The following is a 19,094-nucleotide window of genomic DNA, read 5'->3' as shown; positions in this document are numbered from 1 at the left end:
TTTTAAATTACTTACGTAACTCCGCACCAAATTTCTCTTCTACCGCTGTTAATACACGGTTATGTGCTTCTGTTACTTCTTCGTCTGTTAACGTACGCTCTGCATCGAAGTAGTTCATAGAGAATGCAAGTGATTTCTTGCCTTCTTCCATTTTTTCACCTTCGTATAAGTCAAATAGTGTTACATCTTTCAGAAGTTCTCCACCAGCTTCAGCAATAACTTGCTTCATTTCGCCAGCTTTTGTTTCTTTCGTTACGACAACAGCCATATCACGTGTCATAGATGGGAAACGTGGAATCGCTGAGTAGTAAGTTTCTTCTGCGTCTGCACCGAATACTTTTACAAGAGATAGTTCGAATACGAATGTATTTTTCACATCTAATTGTTTTTCTGCTTCTGGGTGCAATTGACCGATGAAACCAATTACTTCGCCATCTAATACGATGTCAGCTGTACGACCTGGGTGCATACCTCCACGTTTTGCTGGTGCATATGTGATTTGATTTGCAACGCCAAGTACGTCGAATAGTCCTTCTAGTACACCTTTCACAACGAAGAAGTCTACTACTTTCTTCTCACCTTGCCATGCATGGTGAAGAGCAAGACCTGTCATAACACCTGCAAGATGTTGTTCTTCTTTCGGAAGTTCTCCTTCTTCTGTCGGTAAGAAGATAGAACCTACTTCGTATAAAGCAACGCTGTCGTTTTTACGAGCGACATTGTATGAAACTGCTTCTAGTAATTGCGGTACTAAGCTTAAACGAAGTTGGCTACGTTCTTCACTCATTGGAAGTGCAAGACCTACAGGCGCCTTTTCGTTTGGCTCAACCATATATTGTTTCGCTTTATCAGCGCTTGTTAATGAATATGTGATTGCTTCATATAAACCAGCACCCTCTAAGAAGCGGCGTACTTTACGACGTTTCGTTTGTGCTGATGTTAATTTACCACGAGTCATCGTTCCAGAAGGTAATGTAACTGGAATGTGGTCATAACCGTATAGACGGCCCACTTCTTCTACTAAGTCTTCTGAAATTGTAATATCAGGACGACGTGCTGGTACATTCACGTGGAATGTTCCTTCTACTTCTGTGAATGGGAATTTCAAGTTTGTGAACATTGTACCCATTTCACTCGCAGAAATATTTGTACCTAATACACGGTTTACTTTTTCAGCAGTAACAGATACTGTACGCTCTTGTACTTGTAAGTTGTCAGCTTCTACTACACCTTCAAGTGCTTCACCGCCAGCATATTTCGCCATTAAAGCAGCTGCGTGTTGAATTGCTTCAAATGTACGTGTTGGGTCGATTCCTTTTTCGAAACGTGCACTTGATTCACTACGAAGACCTAAGTCTTTTGATGTACGACGTACTGTTTGACCTGCAAAGTATGCAGACTCAATTAGAACGTTTACTGTCTCATTTGTAACTTCAGAATCCGCCCCGCCCATTACACCAGCAACAGCTAAAGCTTTCGTGCCGTTTGTAATTACAAGGTGGTGGCTTTGTAATGTACGCTCTTGATCATCTAACGTTTCAATTTTTTCGCCTTCTTTTGCAAGACGAACAACGATTTCTTTTGAACCTAATTTATCGTAATCGAATGCATGTAACGGTTGACCGTATTCCATTAAAATGTAGTTTGTAATATCAACTACGTTGCTAATTGGACGAATGCCAGCTGCCATAAGACGAGTTTGCATCCACATTGGTGATGGACCAATCTTTACGTTTTTAACCATTTTCGCAATGTATAATGGGTTTTCTTCTTTCGCTTCTACACTTACAGAAATATAATCAGAAGTTTTTTCTGCTGTTTCTTGTAAGTCGATAGCTGGAAGTTTTACTTCGCGGCCATAAATAGCAGCTACTTCGTAAGCAACACCTAACATGTTTAAGCAATCTGCACGGTTTGGTGTTAAGCCAAGCTCAAGTACTTCATCGTGTAAGTTTAAAATTTCAAGTGCATCTGCACCAACTTCAGCGTCACTTGGGAAGATGAAGATACCATCTGCGTATTCTTTTGAAACTAACTTTCCATCAATACCAAGCTCTTGAAGAGCACAAACCATACCGTGAGAAGCTTCACCGCGTAGTTTTGCTTTTTTGATTTTGAAGTTACCAGGAAGTACAGCTCCAACTTTTGCAACTGGTACTTTTAAGCCTTTTGCAATGTTAGCAGCTCCACAAATAATTTGAACTGGCTCTTCTTCACCGATATCGATTAAGCATTTGCTTAATTTATCAGCTTCTGGGTGTTTTTCACATTCTAATACGTGACCAACTACAACACCTTTTACACCTTTATTTAATACTTCAACGCCTTCTACTTCAATACCACTTTTCGTGATTTTGTCTGCTAGTTCTTGTGCTGTTACATCTTTAATATCTACATACTCTTGTAACCAACGATATGATACGAACATACCTATCCTCTCCTTCCCTTACGCTCGTTTGAATTGTTGTAAGAAACGTACATCATTTGTATAGAAATGACGAATGTCATCTACTCCGTATTTCAACATTGCGATACGCTCTGCGCCCATACCGAATGCGAAGCCTTGATATTCTTTTGAATCATAACCAGCCATTTCAAGTACGTTCGGGTGAACCATACCTGCGCCTAGAATTTCAATCCAGCCAGTTCCTTTACAAGTGCCGCAACCTTTGCCATGACACATCATACAAGAAATATCCATCTCTACAGATGGCTCTGTGAATGGGAAGAAACTTGGACGAAGACGGATTTCACGATCTTCACCGAACATCTTTTTCACGAATACTTGCAGTGTACCTTTTAAGTCACTCATACGAATGTTTTTATCAATTACAAGACCTTCAATTTGCATGAACTGATGTGAATGCGTCGCATCGTCGTCATCACGGCGATACACTTTACCAGGACAAATAATTTTAATTGGGCCTTTTTCTTTATTATTTTCCATCGTACGTGCTTGCACAGAAGATGTATGTGTACGTAGTAACGTTTCTTCTGTGATGTAGAATGTATCTTGCATATCACGCGCTGGGTGATCTTTCGGTAAGTTTAGTGCTTCGAAGTTGTAGTAGTCTTTTTCTACTTCTGTTCCTTCAGCTACTTCATAACCCATACCGATGAATACATCTTCAATTTGCTCAACAACAGCTGTTAACGGATGGTGACAACCTGTTTCAACAGGACGACCTGGCAATGTAACATCAATTGTTTCAGTAGCTAATTTCGCTTCAATTACTGCTTTTTCTAAGTTACTAATTTTGTCGTCTAGACGCGTTTGAATCGCTTCACGTACTTCATTTACTAATGCTCCCATACGTGGACGCTCTTCTGCTGATAATTTTCCCATGCCGCGTAATACTTCTGTAATTGGGCCTTTTTTTCCTAAATACGCTACGCGTACGTCGTTTAAGCCCTTTAGCTCTTTCGCTTCTTCAATAAGCTCTAACGCTTTTTGCTTTAGCTCTTTTAAACGTGCTTCCATTTTGGAACCCTCCTAATTTTAAAAATAAAAAAACCTCGCTCCCAAAAAGGGACGAGGTAAATTCGCGGTACCACCCTAAATTGACAGAACAAGTCTGCCCACTCATTAGTTATAACGATCAATTCTGACCGGAACGCCTTTACATATACATGGTCCTGGCGTCAACTCCAGAGGTGAATTCACTTCCGTCTACCATAAGAATGCTTTCAGTCTACGGCACTCTCTCCCTATATGGCGATTTTGTAAGCTACTCTTCTCTATCAACGTTTTTCGTTATTTAACTTTTAATATAATGTACTTCAACTTATTATAAGAAGTTTTTTATTTGTTCGCAACCGGGCTTTGCAAATAATACGTTAAAATCCCTGCTGCAACCGCAACATTTAATGATTCTGCCCCGCCGTAAATCGGAATATACAAGTTTTGATCCGTTTTTGCAAGAATTTCTTGGCGTACGCCATTTCCTTCATTTCCTACAATTAATGCAAAACTGCCAGCCGGCGTTACTTCACCATACGGAACTCCATTTTCAAGAGCTGTTCCATATACAGGAACGTTATTTTCTTTTAACTTGTCTACCCATTCTTCTAAGTTCCCTTTTACAATTGGTAAGTGGAAAATAGAGCCTTGTGTAGAGCGGAGTACTTTACTATTGTAAACATCAACACAACCTTCTCCAAGCACAACGGCGTGAATACCAGCTGCATCAGCTGTACGAATAATTGTTCCTAAATTACCTGGGTCTTGCAGGCCATCTAATAAAAGGAATTTCCCATCAGTAAGAGCTACTTCTTTCTCATGCTTCTCACAAACAGCAAATACACCTTGCGTCGTTTCTGTTTCACGAAGTATTTTTACAATCGCCTCAGGTACGATGTACATTTCCACATCATTAACTGTCCAATCTTTCGGAAGGTCTGTCTGATCTGAAACGATAAGTTCTGTTACAATTCCTGTCTTCAAAGCTTCCTCGACTAAGTGGAATCCTTCTACAAAAAATAAACCTTTTTTATCGCGTTCTTTTTTCGTTTGCAGCTTTTTCCACTGCTTTACACGCGGATTTTGTACTGAATCAATGTTTTTCATAATATGTATTTCCCTCTCTTCTTGTCTTATCATTATAGCCTATTTTTCATACATATTTACATAAAAAAGAACAAAAACTAACGTCAGTTTCAATTCTGAAGAAGAGGTGAAAGCAATGAGTTTTAATTTACGCGGTGCCGTATTAGCGAATGTATCTGGAAATTCACAAGATCAATTACAAGAAACAATCGTCGATGCAATTCAAAGCGGTGAAGAAAAAATGCTTCCAGGTCTTGGCGTTTTATTTGAAGTCATTTGGAAAAACGCTGATGAAAATGAAAAGCACGAAATGTTAGAAACACTAGAGCAAGGATTAAAAAAATAAGCAATTTGAAAATCACCTTTGCATAAGCTAAGGTGATTTTTTTGCAGAAAAATTTTTTCTTCTCCTAAACATTTCTACTTTACTAACGAACTATGATGGAGTACAATGTTCAAAATACATTTAAACCGATCGATTTTTCTTCATATACACCATAAGATAAAAGGAGTGAATGTTTTATGCACCGTATTACGCTTGAACAAATTTTTAAACACCACATTACACAAAAATACGTAAACCGTTCTGGAATGGTCCACGCGATCGCTGTCGCTTACCATGCGTTTCACCTAGCCAAAAAGCATCACGCCTCAGTCGATGCTGCCACAAAAGCTGGCTTCCTTCATGATATCGGACATCATACGTGGTACACAGGCGGCGAATGGGATTATGACTTATATAAAAAGAATGATATCCATGCAATTAAAGGCGCTGAAAGAGCACATAAATTACTTATTAGATTAGGAGAACATCCAAAACTAGCAAAAGAAATTTCTATTGCAATTCTTCTTCATACAGATTCTTTCTTAGTGGAACAAGAAATTGAAAGAACATCTCTTCAAAATATTATTAAATGGGCAGACGAAGCAGATGAAGAACCGGGCGGAGCGCATCATTATCGAACAATTTCTTATGAAAAAGCACTTAAAGCAATTCAGCAATTAGATCGATTGGTAGAGCGTGAATTGCAAATAGAGCAAGCAAAATTGAATAACAAGACAGAACATAGTTATCAATGAGAAAGAGGCATCACTACAGGGTGATACCTCTTTTATTATTTTATGGAAAATACACCTTTATATGTAATATTTAAATATTACGCCTGAAAACAAAATCCATTATTCCAGCTATGTTATTTCATATTATGAATAATATGTTAGCATTCTTAGGATAAAGAGAGGTATCATGATGATACCTCTCTTTACTCTTTTTATAACAACTTCTTTATACTAATTTTAATTTCTTTAATTGTCTTATTAGCGAGGATAAATGGATTACAAGCACAATGTAAAAGTATACACAACATAGGATTTATTATTTTTATTGCGGGACTACTGGGGGTTATTTTCTGGGTTCTCATGTCTGCAGGTGATTCATTCTATATCTAATTGAATCCTTGTATAAGAAAACAAAAAAGCAGGGAAATTAATTCCCTGCTTTTCTATTTGGTTTATTGCCTGATTGTAAGAAGAACGATAACACCCAAGCGATACCTGCTAGTATCGTTGCGATTAAGAAGGCATCGTTAATACCGTTAATTGCAGATAGCTTTGAAATTTGTCCATATAATAGTTGTGTGCTCATCGCGTCTCCTGCTTGAGCTGATCCAGCTAAGGCCGCTAAGCTTTGACCCATGCCGTGTACTTTATCAACTAAAATTGGGTTTGATGTTGTTAACATGTTGCCGTAATCAGCTACGTGAGCAGTCGTTTGTTGCGTCATAAGTGTAATTAAAATAGCTGTTCCGATTGAACCCGCTACTTGTCTTGACGTATTTTGCGTTGCTGTACCGTGAGAAATTAATTTCATCGGCAGCGCGTTCATACCAGCTGTCATAATTGGCATCATAATGAATGACATACCAATTGAACGTATAATGTAATCCGTCATAATAACGCTATACGGCGTATCCATCGATAATTTTGTAAATTCATATGTCGCATACGTCGTAATTGCCAATCCAATTATCGCTAATGGACGAATACCATATTTATCGAATAATTTACCCGCTACTGGTCCCATGATCCCCATAATTAATGATCCTGGAAGAAGTAGTAAACCAGATTCAATTGGCGTAAAGCCACGAATGTTTTGCAGATATACTGGAAGCAATAACATACCTCCGAATAATGCCATCGTAACGATTGCATTAATTACTAAAGTAAAAGTAAATACTGGATATTTAAATACTTGTAAATCAAGCATTTTATTGTCCGTTGTTAACTCTCTCCAAATAAATAACGCTAAACCAATTACACCGATAACAAGTGAAATAATGACTTCTGCACTAGTCCAACTATTATTTCCAGCTTCACTAAATCCGTACAATAAGCTTCCTAGTCCAATACTTGAACTAACCACACCGAATATATCTAATTTCGTTTTAGACACCGGCTGAGCTAGTGTAAAGAATTTTAAAGATAGGAACGTAATAATTAAACCAATAATAAACATCGCATAGAACATTAAGTTCCAGCTATAGTTTTCAATCACCCAACCTGTTACAGTTGGTCCGATAGCTGGTGCTAAAATCATCGCTACACCTAGTAATCCCATCGCCGCTCCGCGTTTATGAGGCGGGAATAACGTCATGAAGATATTCATACCAACCGGCATTAAAATACCCGCACCAACTGCTTGAATTACGCGACCTGTCATCATCATTGTAAAGTTTCCTGAAGTAGCACAAATGATAGATCCTACCGTGAAGAATAACATTGCTGCTACGAATAATTTACGATACGTAAATCGTGAAACTAAAAAGGCACTAATCGGTACTAAAATACCATTTACAAGCATGAAGCCTGTAATTAACCATTGTGCTGTTGAAGTTGATACATTAAATTCATTCATTAACGGAGGTAATGCAACATTAATGATTGTTTGGTTTAAAATAGAAACGAACATGCCTAGAATTAATACAGCTACAACTGCTTTTACGTTCACATTCTCTACAGGCATAGACATTTGTTTTTTCGGCACTTCTTTTTCTTGTTTTACTTCTTCTTGCTTTCCTGTTTCTAACTCAACTACATTAGAAATTTCCGATTCTTGCTTTCGTTCAATTTCTTTCTCTTTTGTTTCAACTTTACTTACTTCTATTTTACTTACGGCTGGGACTTGTTCTTCTCCCATTTTCGTTTTTTTCTTTCGTAAAAGACGATTTACAAGGAAGAAGACGATTATACAAAATAGTGCATATCCTGCAATTACAATTGAGGACATCTCATCTCCCCCTTACTTATGAATACGAACTGTCACATTCATGCCAGGAACAATATTTACTGATTTGCTATGATCTAAAGAAATTTTAACTGGTACTACTTGTGTTACTTTCGTATAGTTCGCTGTTGCGTTGCTTGATGGCAACATAGAGAATGTATTCGCTGTTGTTAAGCCAACTTGTTCTACTTTTCCTGTTAACGTTGTATCTGGGTATGCATCTACATACACATCTACATCTTGACCTTTTTGAACATCATCAACATCTGTTTCTTCAATGTTTGCTGTTACCCATAAATTGTTCATATCAAATGCATAAGCAATTGGGCTACCCGCTCCAACGAAAGCATTTGTTGTCGCGTTTGATTGTACAACTGTTGCATTTTGTGGAATTGTTACATCTACTGTTTGTTCTCCATTAGCTGCCGCTACAGTAACAGTACCTAATTTATCGTTCTCATTATAATTTTTTCCTACTTCAGCTTTCCAGTCAGTTAGTTTACCTGCTACTGGTGAAGCAACCGGAATTACCTTTCCATCAATCTTTGCATTGTCTGTTTTTAAGTAATTTTCCGTTTGATTGTAATAGTAATAACCGCCAATACCGCCGCCAACTAGTACAATTAATGTGATAATGTTGATAATTACCATTCTTCGAAACTGATTCATTGCATTCCTCTCCTTATATCGCATATAATTTTTTTCTAAACTATTTATGTCCTTATTGTTTAGATTGTTTAATTGTTAATTATATTAACCTTTTAACAAAAAAATCACACCATCTGCAGCGTAAATCGAAATTTATCTACCTGCGAGCGGTGCTGATTTCTGAAGGACTATCGTTTATAATTATAAATAATTATTTTGAATCTACAACCGACAATTTACGTATGAAATGTTGCTTAAACAACAATATAATACCAATATGTTGTTTAAGTATAGAAAATTAAACGAGGAGAAGGAAAATGTCTATTAAAAATACAAATGATCCACGTGTAAAGCGAACGAGACAACTCATTCAGGATGCTTTTGTCGCTTTAGTAGGCGAAAAAGGCTTTGAAAATGTAACTGTGCAACATATCGCAGAACGCGCTCCTGTAAACCGCGCTACATTTTATAGCCATTACCATGATAAATATGACCTATTAGACAAAAGCATTGAAGAAATGTTAGAGAAGCTAGCAGAAGTAATTAAACCGAAAAATAGAAATAAAGAAGATTTTCAACTTACATTTGATTCACCTCATCCTACATTTTTGGCTTTATTCGAACATATCGCAGAAAATGTAAACTTTTATAACGTTATGCTTGGGGATAAAGCTGCCGGAAACTACTCTTATAAAATGATGAAAACAATACAAGTGCATTTAACATTAAGCTTGTCTATTTCACAACCAGATGATGAAGATCTTATGGTTCCTCGTGATATTTTGATTAGTTATGTGACAGGGGCTCACATCGGAATGATTATGTCATGGTTAAAAAGAGGAATGATATATACCCCGCATTTTATGGCGATGCAATTAACTCGTTTAATTATTTTAGGGGCTCATACTGCTGCAGGATTAGAAAGGCCTTTTTAAAACATAAAAAAGCGAAGGAGAAGCTCCTTCGCTTTTTCTATTAATTAAATGTAATGTTATGTACAGCCTCTTTATCAAGACGTTTAATAACTTCTACAATTAACTTCACTGCATTTTCATAATCATCACGATGTAACATTGCCGCATGAGAATGGATATAGCGCGTTGCAATTGTAATTGCCATAGAAGGAATACCATTTACAGCAATGTGAATCGCACCCGCATCCGTTCCTCCGCCTGCTACTGAATCATATTGATACGGGATTTGTAATTCATCAGCAACATCAACTACGAAATCACGTAAACCTGTATGTCCAATAACAGAAGCATCATATAAAATGATTTGTGGCCCATCGCCCATTTTACTTTGTGCTTCTTTTGACGTTACACCCGGTGTATCTCCAGCGATACCAACATCTACTGCGAACGCGATATCTGGTTTAATATAATTCGCAGATGTTTTTGCGCCACGAAGACCAACTTCTTCTTGTACAGTTCCAACGCCATATACAACGTTTGGATGCTTTTCATCTTTTAATTGTTTTAATACGTCAATTGCAATTGCACAACCGATTCGGTTATCCCATGCCTTTGCAAGTAACATTTTTTCATTCTTCATCACTTGGAATTCAAAGTAAGGTACAACTTGATCTCCTGGTCGTACGCCCCACTCCATCGCTTCTTCTTGGCTAGAAGCACCGATATCGATGAACATGTCTTTAATTTCAACTGGCTTTTTACGAGCTTCTGGAGGTAAAATGTGCGGTGGTTTTGAACCAATTACACCTGTTACATCTCCTTTACGCGTTACAATCGTCACGCGTTGCGCAAGCATAACTTGTGACCACCAGCCACCAACCGTTTGGAAGCGAAGGAAACCTTTGTCATCGATTTGTGTAATCATAAATCCAACTTCATCTAAATGACCTGCAACCATAATTTTCGGGCCGTTTTCTTCCCCTACTTTTTTCGCAACTAAACTCCCTAAATTATCAGTAGAAAGTTCGTCCGCAAACGGCTCAATATATTTCTTCATTACTTCACGTGGTTCACGCTCATTACCAGCAATACCACGTGCATCTGTTAATTCTTTTAGCATTGTCAATGTCGCGTCTAATTTTGTCATTGCCAACACCCTCCTTTTTCTTCAGTCAATTCATTATACAATAATTAAATTGAAATATTCAAAAATTAAATTAGTATCCTTGTGTTTGACGCTGATGATTTACTTCATTTTTATCTAAATATGCTTTTTCAATCTCTTCTTGTTCAAATTCAAGTGCTTGTCCAAGTCGAAGATAGCTCGTAAATAATTCAATATAGTTTGTAATAGATGGTTGATCTGTAAAACGAATTACTTTCGCATATGTGTCTAAGAAAATTTCCACTTGTGTTTTATTCGTCTGTGCACATTTATAGAATAGGAAGTTTTTATCAATACCTAAATCAATTCCGATTGATAAAATAAAATGCAAACCATCTACGTATTCTTCTAATATTACTTCACGTTCTGATGCTGGTTTGTTGCTCCAATATTTAAAACAACGTGTTTCATTTGCAAGTTCTCCAATTTCTACAAGAAGAGCTAACATTTTTTCTTTTAACAATTTTTTCGGTTGTAAGTCATGTTCTTTTGCAATACGGTCATCTAATTCTTTTTGTAATTTAAATAGTTGTAGTAAGTCCATTCTATTGTCCTCCTCCAACATCGCATTTTACGCAACAATGTTGTTTCATCTCAAAGTTCATTATTATGTTTCAGTTCTTATGAATAAGTCAGCTATCTAACTCTTTATAAAATAGCTTGTCCTTAATTTACAAATACGTTTCAGTCATCGCTCTTAAATTGTTCATCTGATGAAAGTTCCATATCATCTTTCCATTATAGCAGTGTCGTTTCAGCTAGGAAAGATACTCTTCTTTCCAAACGAGCAGAATTGAAAAAAGCCAGGAGTATTCTCCTGACTTCATATGTATATTCTTCTATACTGCTATAACTTTTATATTGATTTTGTCATATTGATAACAACATAGCCGTTAATCTTTAGAATTTCTTTCACTTCTAACTTCTATTTGAATACAAATAAAAAAACCTTAGAAGAAAATTCTTCTAAGGTTTCAACTAATTAATTAGTTAATGTTGTTTTTTGCAACTGTTGCTAATTCAGCGAAAGCTTTTTCGTCATGAACAGCTAAGTCAGCAAGCATCTTGCGGTTAACTTCGATGCCAGCATTTTTAAGACCGTGCATTAAGCGGCTGTAAGAAAGACCATTCATACGAGCTGCTGCGTTGATACGTGTAATCCATAATTTACGGAAGTCACGTTTCTTTTGACGGCGGTCACGGAATGCATACATTAGAGATTTCATAACCTGTTGGTTAGCAACCTTGAATAATGTATTTTTTGAACCGTAGTAACCTTTTGCTAATTTAATTACTTTTTTACGACGTTGACGAGTAACTGTACCACCTTTTACTCTTGGCATAATATTACCTCCTAATTGTTCTATATATCAGCCGAACTTATTTTAAGTTGTCAAGCATTTGACGAATGCGTTTGAAGTCACCAGCGCTTACTACACCAGCTTTACGTAGTTTACGTTTAGCTTTTGTAGATTTGTTAGCGAATAAATGGCTTGTGTAAGCGTGAGAACGTTTCAGTTTACCTGATCCAGTCTTTTTGAAACGCTTTGCAGCGCCGCGATGAGTTTTTTGTTTAGGCATAGGTATTTCCTCCTCTATCTATTACTTATCGTTTTTCGGTGCTAAAACTAAGAACATACTGCGTCCTTCCATTTTAGGCTTAGATTCAACTGTGCTAACTTCAGCACAAGCTTCTGAGAAGCGATCTAAAACACGTTGACCGATTTCTTTATGAGTAATGGCACGTCCTTTAAAGCGAATTGATGCTTTAACCTTGTCGCCTTTCTCTAAAAACTTGATAGCATTACGAAGTTTTGTGTTAAAGTCGTGTTCATCAATTGTTGGACTTAAACGAACTTCTTTCATGCTAATTACTTTTTGATTTTTGCGCTGCTCTTTTTCTTTCTTCTGTTGCTCAAAGCGGAATTTACCGTAGTCCATAATGCGGCATACTGGCGGTTTCGCATTTGGAGCAACTAATACTAAATCAAGATTAAGATTTGCAGCTAAGTCTAAAGCGTCATTACGAGACTTGATTCCAAGTTGATCGCCATTTGCGCCAACTAAACGTACTTCACGTGCACGAATTTGCTCGTTAATCATCATATCCTTGCTAATAGTAAGCCACCTCCAAGGTTTTCTCAGAACATATTTTGTAGTCATAGAACCCGAACAAAAAAAGTGCGGGCATACGACACCCACACTTGTAAAATCTTAAGTAAGAAATACATTTACCTGTTAACTGCGAATGCGTCCATCAGGTGAGAAGCGGGTGCTTCTACTTGTTCCACAAAACAATATTCTATTATCCTTGATGAGTTTATCATAGGACATGACGTCTGTCAAGAAGACGCGATGTGTTTTACTAACAACAAGAAATATTGTAACAAACAACTAACATACTTGCAATACTTTTTTATGATAAGTATTACATGGTTATTTTTTCTAATTTTTCTCAAGTATATTACATAAAAAAGCCGCGGTATACCGCGGCTTTTTCTTATCGTTTTCCTTCTACTTTAATCATGTCAACAAAAGCATCTAATGCGATTGTTTCTGATTTTTGTTCACCATATTTACGTACGTTTACGCCGTTTTCAGTTACTTCATTGTCACCTACTACAAGCATGTACGGAATTTTTTGCATTTGTGCTTCACGGATTTTGTAACCGATTTTCTCTTCACGAGTGTCTAATTCAACACGGATACCAGCACGACGCAATTCGTCTTGTACTTTCTTCGCATAGTCTAAATGTACTTGCGGAGAAACTGGAATTACTTGTACTTGAACTGGAGCTAACCATGTTGGGAATGCACCTTTGTATTCTTCAATTAAGAAGGCTACAAAACGTTCCATAGTTGATACAACACCACGGTGAATTACAACTGGACGATGTTGTTTACCGTCTTCACCGACGTATGATAATTCAAAGCGTTCTGGAAGCAAGAAGTCTAATTGTACAGTTGAAAGTGTTTCGTCTTTTCCAAGAGCAGTACGAACTTGAACGTCAAGTTTTGGACCGTAGAATGCCGCTTCACCTTCAGCTTCATAGTAATCAAGACCCATTTCATCCATAGCTTCTTTTAACATACCTTGTGCTTTTTCCCACATCTCATCATCCGCATAATACTTTTTAGTATCTGCTGGGTCGCGGTAAGATAGACGGAATGAGTAGTTCTCTAAACCGAAATCTTTGTACACTTCTAGAGTTAAGTTTACAACACGTTTTAACTCTTCTTTAATTTGATCTGGACGAACGAAAATATGCGCATCGTTTAAAGTCATTCCGCGTACACGTTGTAATCCAGATAACGCACCTGACATTTCATAACGGTGCATTGTTCCAAGTTCCGCAATACGGATTGGTAATTCACGGTAGCTGTGAATATCATTTTTATAAACCATCATATGATGAGGACAGTTCATTGGACGAAGAACTAATTCTTCGTTATCCATTTCCATTGATGGGAACATGCCATCACGGTAGTGGTTCCAGTGACCAGAAGTTTCATAAAGCTCTCTGCTTCCTAGTACTGGAGTATATACGTGATCATAGCCTAAGCTTGCTTCTTTATCAACGATATAACGCTCGATAATACGACGAATTGTTGCACCCTTTGGTAACCAAAGTGGTAAACCTTGTCCTACTTTTTGGCTATTAGTAAATAGTTTTAATTCTTTACCTAATTTACGGTGATCGCGCTCTTTCGCTTCTTCAAGCATACGTAAGTGCTCATCTAATTCCGCTTTTTTAACGAATGCAGTACCGTAAATACGTTGTAGCATTTTATTATTGCTATCGCCGCGCCAGTAAGCACCTGCAACGCTTAATAATTTAAACACTTTAATTTTCCCTGTAGATGGAAGGTGAACACCACGACAAAGGTCGAAGAATTCGCCTTGCTCATAGATTGAAATAACTGCATCTTCTGGAAGATCGTTAATTAAATCTAATTTTAACTCATCGCCGATTTCTTCAAAGCGACGAATTGCTTCTGCACGTGGTACTTCATGACGAACGATTTCTAAGTTCTCGTTCACGATTTTTTGCATTTCTTTTTCGATTTTCTTGAAGTCTTCAACTGTAATTGCTTCTTCCATATCAATATCGTAGTAGAAGCCATTTTCAATTACTGGACCAATGCCGAGCTCAACCTTAACATCTTTATATAAACGTTTTAACGCTTGTGCTAAAAGGTGGGCTGTTGAATGGCGTAAAATATATAGGCCATCTTCAGAATCTAATGTAATGATAGAAACTGCACCATCTTCTTCGATTGGTGTAACAAGATCGATCATCTCATCGTTTAATTTTCCAGCTACAGCTTTTTTCTTTAAGCCTGGGCTAATAGAAGCTGCGATTTCTTCAGTTGTTACGCCTTTTGGAAACTCCTTCACAGCTCCATCAGGGAAAGTAATTTTAACTACATCTGCCATCACTGGTCACTCCTCTTTTTCTCAAAATAAAAAACACTCATCCCGTAAAAAGGGACGAGTGTTGAATTCGTGGTTCCACCCTTGTTCCAATTAACATAATTGTTAATTGCTCAAGTTCAACATAACGGTGTTGTCCGTTAGCAATTACTAGAAAAACCGTTCACTGCTAAAGTTTAGAGGTGGTAAGTAATAATCCCGTACTAGGAAGCTCACACCCTAAGGCTTCCCTCTCTGAAAATCGTAGAAAACTACTCATGTCCTCATCATAACATTTCAATATATTTCATTTATGTAGGTAATTATATGCTCAAAAACTTAGAAAATCAAGGGCGTTACCTTTATTTTTTAAATTTTTCACATTGCGCTCAAAATCATGTAATCCATGTAATTGGACCCGTTCTTGGAACACATTTCGCAAAGTAATAATCATATTATGGTCTTGTTCTTTCGTATATAAATAAATCTTTTTAGGCGAAATAGAAAGAAGCGGCGCAATTACTTTCGTATCAATATATACATCATTTTGCTTTAATAATTCCTCATCTATATATTGGACCAACTTCTCCTGTTTTAAACGTCTACCTTTATCATCATAAAAGATAAAGCTTTCATCAAAAATAAGATGCACGCAAGACAAACGTGATTTACGGCTACTTACTTGTTGCCGAAGCGTCTCAATGAACATTTGGTATTCTTGCTCCATCTTATATTCATCAATTGCCACTTCCGCAAGTTTAGCCACCATTTCCCTATATGTACGAAGACGAAAACGGATATATGATGAAAACGAGAATGAGAGCGGATCACAAAGCCAATTATTTAAAGAAGACTTAATATATGACTCAAATGCGTTACGCGTTAAATCCTGAGCTACACCTTTTCTTCTTCCCTTTAAAATCTCATGTGCCATGTGCAATATTTGATGACACTCTTCTTGTTCTTCATAAAAAAACTTTTCTTTTAAAATCGTATAAATCCACTCATTTTGTTTCACATTCACAATGAAATACACCATTACTGGCAATAAGATTTTTTCAATATAATTCGATTCACGTACTGGTATGTGAATCACCACTTTTTGTTCCTGTAAATACACACTCGTTTCCTTATATAACACTTCCGCTCTTTTCAGCAATTGTCTATATACGTGCATAGCATCATTTTTTTCTTCGAAGCAAATTTCAATCACTTTTGTCCCCCCTTTTATCCCCGCTCTAAAGGACTGTATCTATACGTTACAAATCCTATAAGAGTCCGTCCCGCGTGAATTTCACTCTTAGTAGAATCACATTTCCTATCGTTAGAAAATCCACTCAATATGGCTTGCTAATTTTATATATATTAAGGGAGGGAGAAAAAAATGATACAAGCTACTATGAATTTTTATTGTATACTTTACTTATCAATAAAAGGGGGTATCTGAATGTTTGAATATAAATTCGTAAAAGTCGAATTACATTGGGGGTTCACTCGCTCAAAACCAGCTGAAGACTACCAAGAAATTATTCAAGAACATGCTAGAGATGGCTGGAGGTTCGTACAGATTGTTGCCCCTACGTTTGGCAGTTCTGGACAACCTGAATATTTCGACCTCATATTTGAAAAGAAAATATCACTATAATACAAAAGAGCAAGCTTCTCAGCTTGCTCTTTTACTTATGACGACGGTTTTTCCCACCAATCGGAATTGGTTTCGCTAAATATTTAATTCGTTCCATAATACGTGCTGCCTTCATTTCTTCAGCCTCGCCACGCTGCGTATACGTTAAATGGTGTTCCAGTTGTTTAAAATCAAAATTAGACGTAAAGAACGTCGGTAAGTTTTCTAACATACGGAATTGTAAGATTGCACCGAGTACATCGTCACGGACAAAGCTTGACATCGCTTCTGCCCCGATATCATCTAACATTAAAACTTGTACGCGTTTAACCGCATCAATCTTCTCACCAATCGAATTATCTTGAATTGAACTTTTAATTTCACGTAAAAATTCCGGGAAGTATACGAGCATCGAACTTATTTTCTTTCGAGCAAGCTCGTTCGCTATTGCTCCTAACAAATACGTTTTTCCTACACCAAATTTACCGTACAAATATAAACCTTGTGCTTTTTTACCTGGTTCATATGTACTTAAAAATTCATTCGCTGCACCAATCGCATCGATACGTGCATTTAAATCAGAAGGATCTAAGTTTTCCATAGTTGCCTGTAAAATATCCGTTGGCATATATACACTTTGAACAAGTTTTTCATATTTCTTTCTCTCGTCATGCGCTACTTTTCTAACGCAGCGATCGTATTGAATATCAATCATCTTCCCTTGAATAACAAGCTTTGGCTCGTACCCTTGTAGCATATTTTTACATGAGCCTAAATCCGGACAATCCACGCAACCTACACTTTGTCCAATATATTCATATAACTTCACAAGACTGCGCTCAATCATAGAAGTCGTTACTTCACCCTTATGTTCATCTATAAATTCTTTCACACGCGGATGCGCCATTACTTCTGCCTTTAATACTTCATATCTATTTTTAAAGTTTTCATTTTCCATTAATTTTGCAAATGAATTTTGAATATGCTCCATTTTCTCACCTCAAAGAGCGTTCATTCTCTTCTATTAATCACGCTTATATTTTTTTAACACTTCTTCTAGTCGTTTTCGTTCATCTTCTAGCGTACTTGCATCTTTTTCTACACTTACATCTTTCTTCACTGTTTCTTTCTCTTGTTCTTTCGGCTCTTCTTCCTTAAGCCAATCTGGCACCATTTCTTTCCGCACCGTTTTCTTCGCCGTACGGCCTTTTTTCTTCGTCTCAGCCCACTCTTGATATTGACGGTTCTCTTCTTTCGCTAACGCCATCGCGTCCGCTACTGTACCGACCTTTTTACGTGCCCAATGCCCAGCAATCTTCTCGACATACGTTTTCGCAAGTTTCATATCTGAGCGTAGCATAACGTAATAAATAAGTACATTCACAACTCCTGGTGTCAATTTTTGATTAATCATGACATCTTCAACGATTTGCAAGTCCGCTTTCGTTGCCTCTGCACCACCAGAAATCTCTTTCAATAGTTGTTTTGGTGAGATTTCCTCTAGCTGCTTTATTAGCATCTCCTCTTGCGATGAAGGCTCTTTCTCTTTCATCGTACGTGCAGCATGAGGCTGTACTCTTTCACTTAATACCGGTAATGCTTGACCATTTTCAAATTGATACCAATCGCGCGCTCCTTTTCTAAGCCTTTCCATATCAATTGTTTGCATCTCTGTCACTGCACCAAGAACGATATTTTGCATCGATAACACATCTACACCATACACGTAAGCAAGTGTTATAACGCAGTCTCTCACTTGATCTGTAATCGCCTTTTTAGGAACAAGAGCGGACAATCCATCTACAAATAAAGAGAAATCAAAGAAATCATTCCAAACTTTCGGAGCGTCTCCCTTCTCGTTACTTGGCATAGTTGTCGTTTTTGGAATACGAAGGTCTTCTTGCGCATGCTCAAGTTGTCCTGGATTAAACGAACCAAACACATCATTGAAAGAACGCGTAACATTTTCATAAGAAGCAAAATCAAATTCTTCTTCTAAGAAATATTGCTTTACTTGATTATATTTTGTCCTGCTCAATCGATTGTATAAAAAGATACTTAAAACAATATCATCAAAAAACTGCTTCGGAGATAAAGGTGGTTGCAACTCATATATGAACATTCGAATATCTTTTTCTTTCTTAATATATACCTTCAAAAGCCCAATTGCCTCTAACTTTACTCGTTCCTCATATACTTCAGGAAGTTGCATTTGCATAGTCACCATAAGGGAATGATGCGTATTCTCTTTTCCAAATACACGATCTTGCTCAAGCTCTCCCCATAGTGTCATGTATAAGCTAAAAGCTCTACTACCTATTAACGGCTGATACAACATCGTTAACACTTTTCGGTCGTAATTGTGCAGTAGTCCTTTCGCACTTACTTTATAACGATCAATCGGCAATAGCTCCATCCATGACTGTTTTTCCATTCTTGCTTTTCCTTTCTCTCATCCAATCTATCCTCTACTTCATTCGTTCTATCTTCATTATATAAA

Annotated in this window: 18 protein-coding genes, 2 pseudogenes and 3 other annotated features; of the genes and pseudogenes, 6 read left to right on the top strand and 14 right to left on the bottom strand. The window is 37.1% G+C overall.

The annotated features are described in order from the left end of the window. Positions 1 to 7 precede the first annotated feature (7 nt). From pheT to MR112_RS16705, 3 genes are all read right to left on the bottom strand, one after another. Positions 8 to 2,428 (bottom strand): phenylalanine--tRNA ligase subunit beta, encoded by a 2,421-nt coding sequence (gene pheT, locus MR112_RS16715; protein ID WP_048656148.1) that lies wholly within the window; start codon positions 2,426 to 2,428, stop codon positions 8 to 10. A gap of 18 nt (positions 2,429 to 2,446) precedes the next feature. Beyond that, positions 2,447 to 3,481 (bottom strand): phenylalanine--tRNA ligase subunit alpha, encoded by a 1,035-nt coding sequence (gene pheS, locus MR112_RS16710; protein ID WP_000388219.1) that lies wholly within the window; start codon positions 3,479 to 3,481, stop codon positions 2,447 to 2,449. A gap of 44 nt (positions 3,482 to 3,525) precedes the next feature. Continuing rightward, positions 3,526 to 3,754 (bottom strand) — a binding site (T-box leader). A 48-nt stretch (positions 3,755 to 3,802) separates the two neighbouring features. Further along, positions 3,803 to 4,600 (bottom strand): TrmH family RNA methyltransferase, encoded by a 798-nt coding sequence (locus tag MR112_RS16705; RefSeq protein ID WP_002026395.1) that lies wholly within the window; start codon positions 4,598 to 4,600, stop codon positions 3,803 to 3,805. A gap of 82 nt (positions 4,601 to 4,682) precedes the next feature. Between MR112_RS16705 and sspI the strand changes: the two genes are divergently transcribed. From sspI to MR112_RS16685, 4 genes and pseudogenes are all read left to right on the top strand, one after another. Continuing rightward, positions 4,683 to 4,892 carry a small acid-soluble spore protein SspI gene (gene sspI, locus MR112_RS16700; RefSeq protein ID WP_000009509.1) on the top strand — a complete coding sequence of 70 codons (210 nt, stop codon included), beginning with the start codon at positions 4,683 to 4,685 and terminating at the stop codon, positions 4,890 to 4,892. Positions 4,893 to 5,068: 176 nt separating this feature from the next. Further along, positions 5,069 to 5,626, top strand: coding sequence for an HD domain-containing protein (locus tag MR112_RS16695; protein WP_000554786.1), 558 nt, complete (start codon positions 5,069 to 5,071; stop codon positions 5,624 to 5,626). A 74-nt stretch (positions 5,627 to 5,700) separates the two neighbouring features. Then, a pseudogene (locus MR112_RS16690) lies at positions 5,701 to 5,781 on the top strand (CPBP family intramembrane glutamic endopeptidase); the annotation flags it as partial. Between the two features lie 58 nt (positions 5,782 to 5,839). After that, positions 5,840 to 5,995, top strand: a pseudogene (locus MR112_RS16685) (DNA-binding protein); the annotation flags it as partial. 37 nt (positions 5,996 to 6,032) lie between these two features. On the opposite strand, the gene MR112_RS16680 reads toward MR112_RS16685, so the two are convergent. Together MR112_RS16680 and MR112_RS16675 are read right to left on the bottom strand one after the other, a co-directional pair. Then, on the bottom strand, positions 6,033 to 7,832 hold the full coding sequence (locus MR112_RS16680; RefSeq protein WP_173602386.1) for a DHA2 family efflux MFS transporter permease subunit: 1,800 nt from the start codon (positions 7,830 to 7,832) through the stop codon (positions 6,033 to 6,035). A 12-nt stretch (positions 7,833 to 7,844) separates the two neighbouring features. Next, complete coding sequence (locus tag MR112_RS16675; RefSeq protein ID WP_001071419.1) at positions 7,845 to 8,498, bottom strand: HlyD family secretion protein; 654 nt, start codon at positions 8,496 to 8,498, stop codon at positions 7,845 to 7,847. A gap of 296 nt (positions 8,499 to 8,794) precedes the next feature. On the opposite strand from MR112_RS16675, the gene MR112_RS16670 reads away from it, so the two are divergent. Next, positions 8,795 to 9,412, top strand: a complete 618-nt coding sequence (locus MR112_RS16670) for a TetR/AcrR family transcriptional regulator (protein ID WP_000023661.1) — start codon at positions 8,795 to 8,797, stop codon at positions 9,410 to 9,412. A 40-nt stretch (positions 9,413 to 9,452) separates the two neighbouring features. Here the strand turns inward: MR112_RS16670 and MR112_RS16665 are convergent, their stop codons facing one another. From MR112_RS16665 to ytxC, 7 genes are all read right to left on the bottom strand, one after another. Next, positions 9,453 to 10,538, bottom strand: coding sequence for a M42 family metallopeptidase (locus MR112_RS16665; protein WP_000163555.1), 1,086 nt, complete (start codon positions 10,536 to 10,538; stop codon positions 9,453 to 9,455). A 70-nt stretch (positions 10,539 to 10,608) separates the two neighbouring features. After that, positions 10,609 to 11,100, bottom strand: a complete 492-nt coding sequence (locus MR112_RS16660; protein ID WP_000365050.1) for a dUTP diphosphatase — start codon at positions 11,098 to 11,100, stop codon at positions 10,609 to 10,611. Between the two features lie 442 nt (positions 11,101 to 11,542). After that, the gene (gene rplT / locus MR112_RS16655) at positions 11,543 to 11,899 is read right to left on the bottom strand and encodes a 50S ribosomal protein L20 (protein ID WP_001138362.1); all 357 of its coding nucleotides are present in this window, start codon (positions 11,897 to 11,899) and stop codon (positions 11,543 to 11,545) included. 37 nt (positions 11,900 to 11,936) lie between these two features. Then, the gene (gene rpmI, locus MR112_RS16650; protein ID WP_001125945.1) at positions 11,937 to 12,137 is read right to left on the bottom strand and encodes a 50S ribosomal protein L35; all 201 of its coding nucleotides are present in this window, start codon (positions 12,135 to 12,137) and stop codon (positions 11,937 to 11,939) included. Positions 12,138 to 12,158: 21 nt separating this feature from the next. Further along, complete coding sequence (gene infC / locus MR112_RS16645; RefSeq protein ID WP_000973215.1) at positions 12,159 to 12,662, bottom strand: translation initiation factor IF-3; 504 nt, start codon at positions 12,660 to 12,662, stop codon at positions 12,159 to 12,161. 63 nt (positions 12,663 to 12,725) lie between these two features. Then, positions 12,726 to 12,846 (bottom strand) — a sequence feature (ribosomal protein L20 leader region). A gap of 210 nt (positions 12,847 to 13,056) precedes the next feature. Then, complete coding sequence (thrS, locus tag MR112_RS16640) at positions 13,057 to 14,994, bottom strand: threonine--tRNA ligase (protein WP_000786083.1); 1,938 nt, start codon at positions 14,992 to 14,994, stop codon at positions 13,057 to 13,059. Positions 14,995 to 15,041: 47 nt separating this feature from the next. After that, positions 15,042 to 15,270, bottom strand: a binding site (T-box leader). Between the two features lie 31 nt (positions 15,271 to 15,301). Continuing rightward, positions 15,302 to 16,183 (bottom strand): putative sporulation protein YtxC, encoded by an 882-nt coding sequence (gene ytxC, locus MR112_RS16635; protein WP_000569629.1) that lies wholly within the window; start codon positions 16,181 to 16,183, stop codon positions 15,302 to 15,304. A 234-nt stretch (positions 16,184 to 16,417) separates the two neighbouring features. Between ytxC and MR112_RS16630 the strand changes: the two genes are divergently transcribed. Beyond that, a complete protein-coding gene (locus tag MR112_RS16630) occupies positions 16,418 to 16,615 on the top strand; it encodes a DUF4177 domain-containing protein (RefSeq protein WP_000464456.1) in 198 nt (65 codons plus the stop codon). 31 nt (positions 16,616 to 16,646) lie between these two features. Here the strand turns inward: MR112_RS16630 and dnaI are convergent, their stop codons facing one another. Together dnaI and MR112_RS16620 are read right to left on the bottom strand one after the other, a co-directional pair. Further along, positions 16,647 to 17,585: a primosomal protein DnaI gene (gene dnaI / locus MR112_RS16625; protein WP_000400104.1), complete on the bottom strand. Its 939-nt coding sequence runs from the start codon at positions 17,583 to 17,585 to the stop codon at positions 16,647 to 16,649. 33 nt (positions 17,586 to 17,618) lie between these two features. Further along, on the bottom strand, positions 17,619 to 19,028 hold the full coding sequence (locus MR112_RS16620; protein WP_000415049.1) for a replication initiation and membrane attachment family protein: 1,410 nt from the start codon (positions 19,026 to 19,028) through the stop codon (positions 17,619 to 17,621). Positions 19,029 to 19,094 lie beyond the last annotated feature (66 nt).

Origin of the sequence: Bacillus cereus group sp. BfR-BA-01330, from assembly GCF_022663885.1 — a bacterium.
Taxonomy (GTDB): domain Bacteria; phylum Bacillota; class Bacilli; order Bacillales; family Bacillaceae_G; genus Bacillus_A; species Bacillus_A cereus.
Note: the sequence above shows the minus strand (reverse complement) of the source record. Positions and strands in the feature narration are given on the sequence as shown.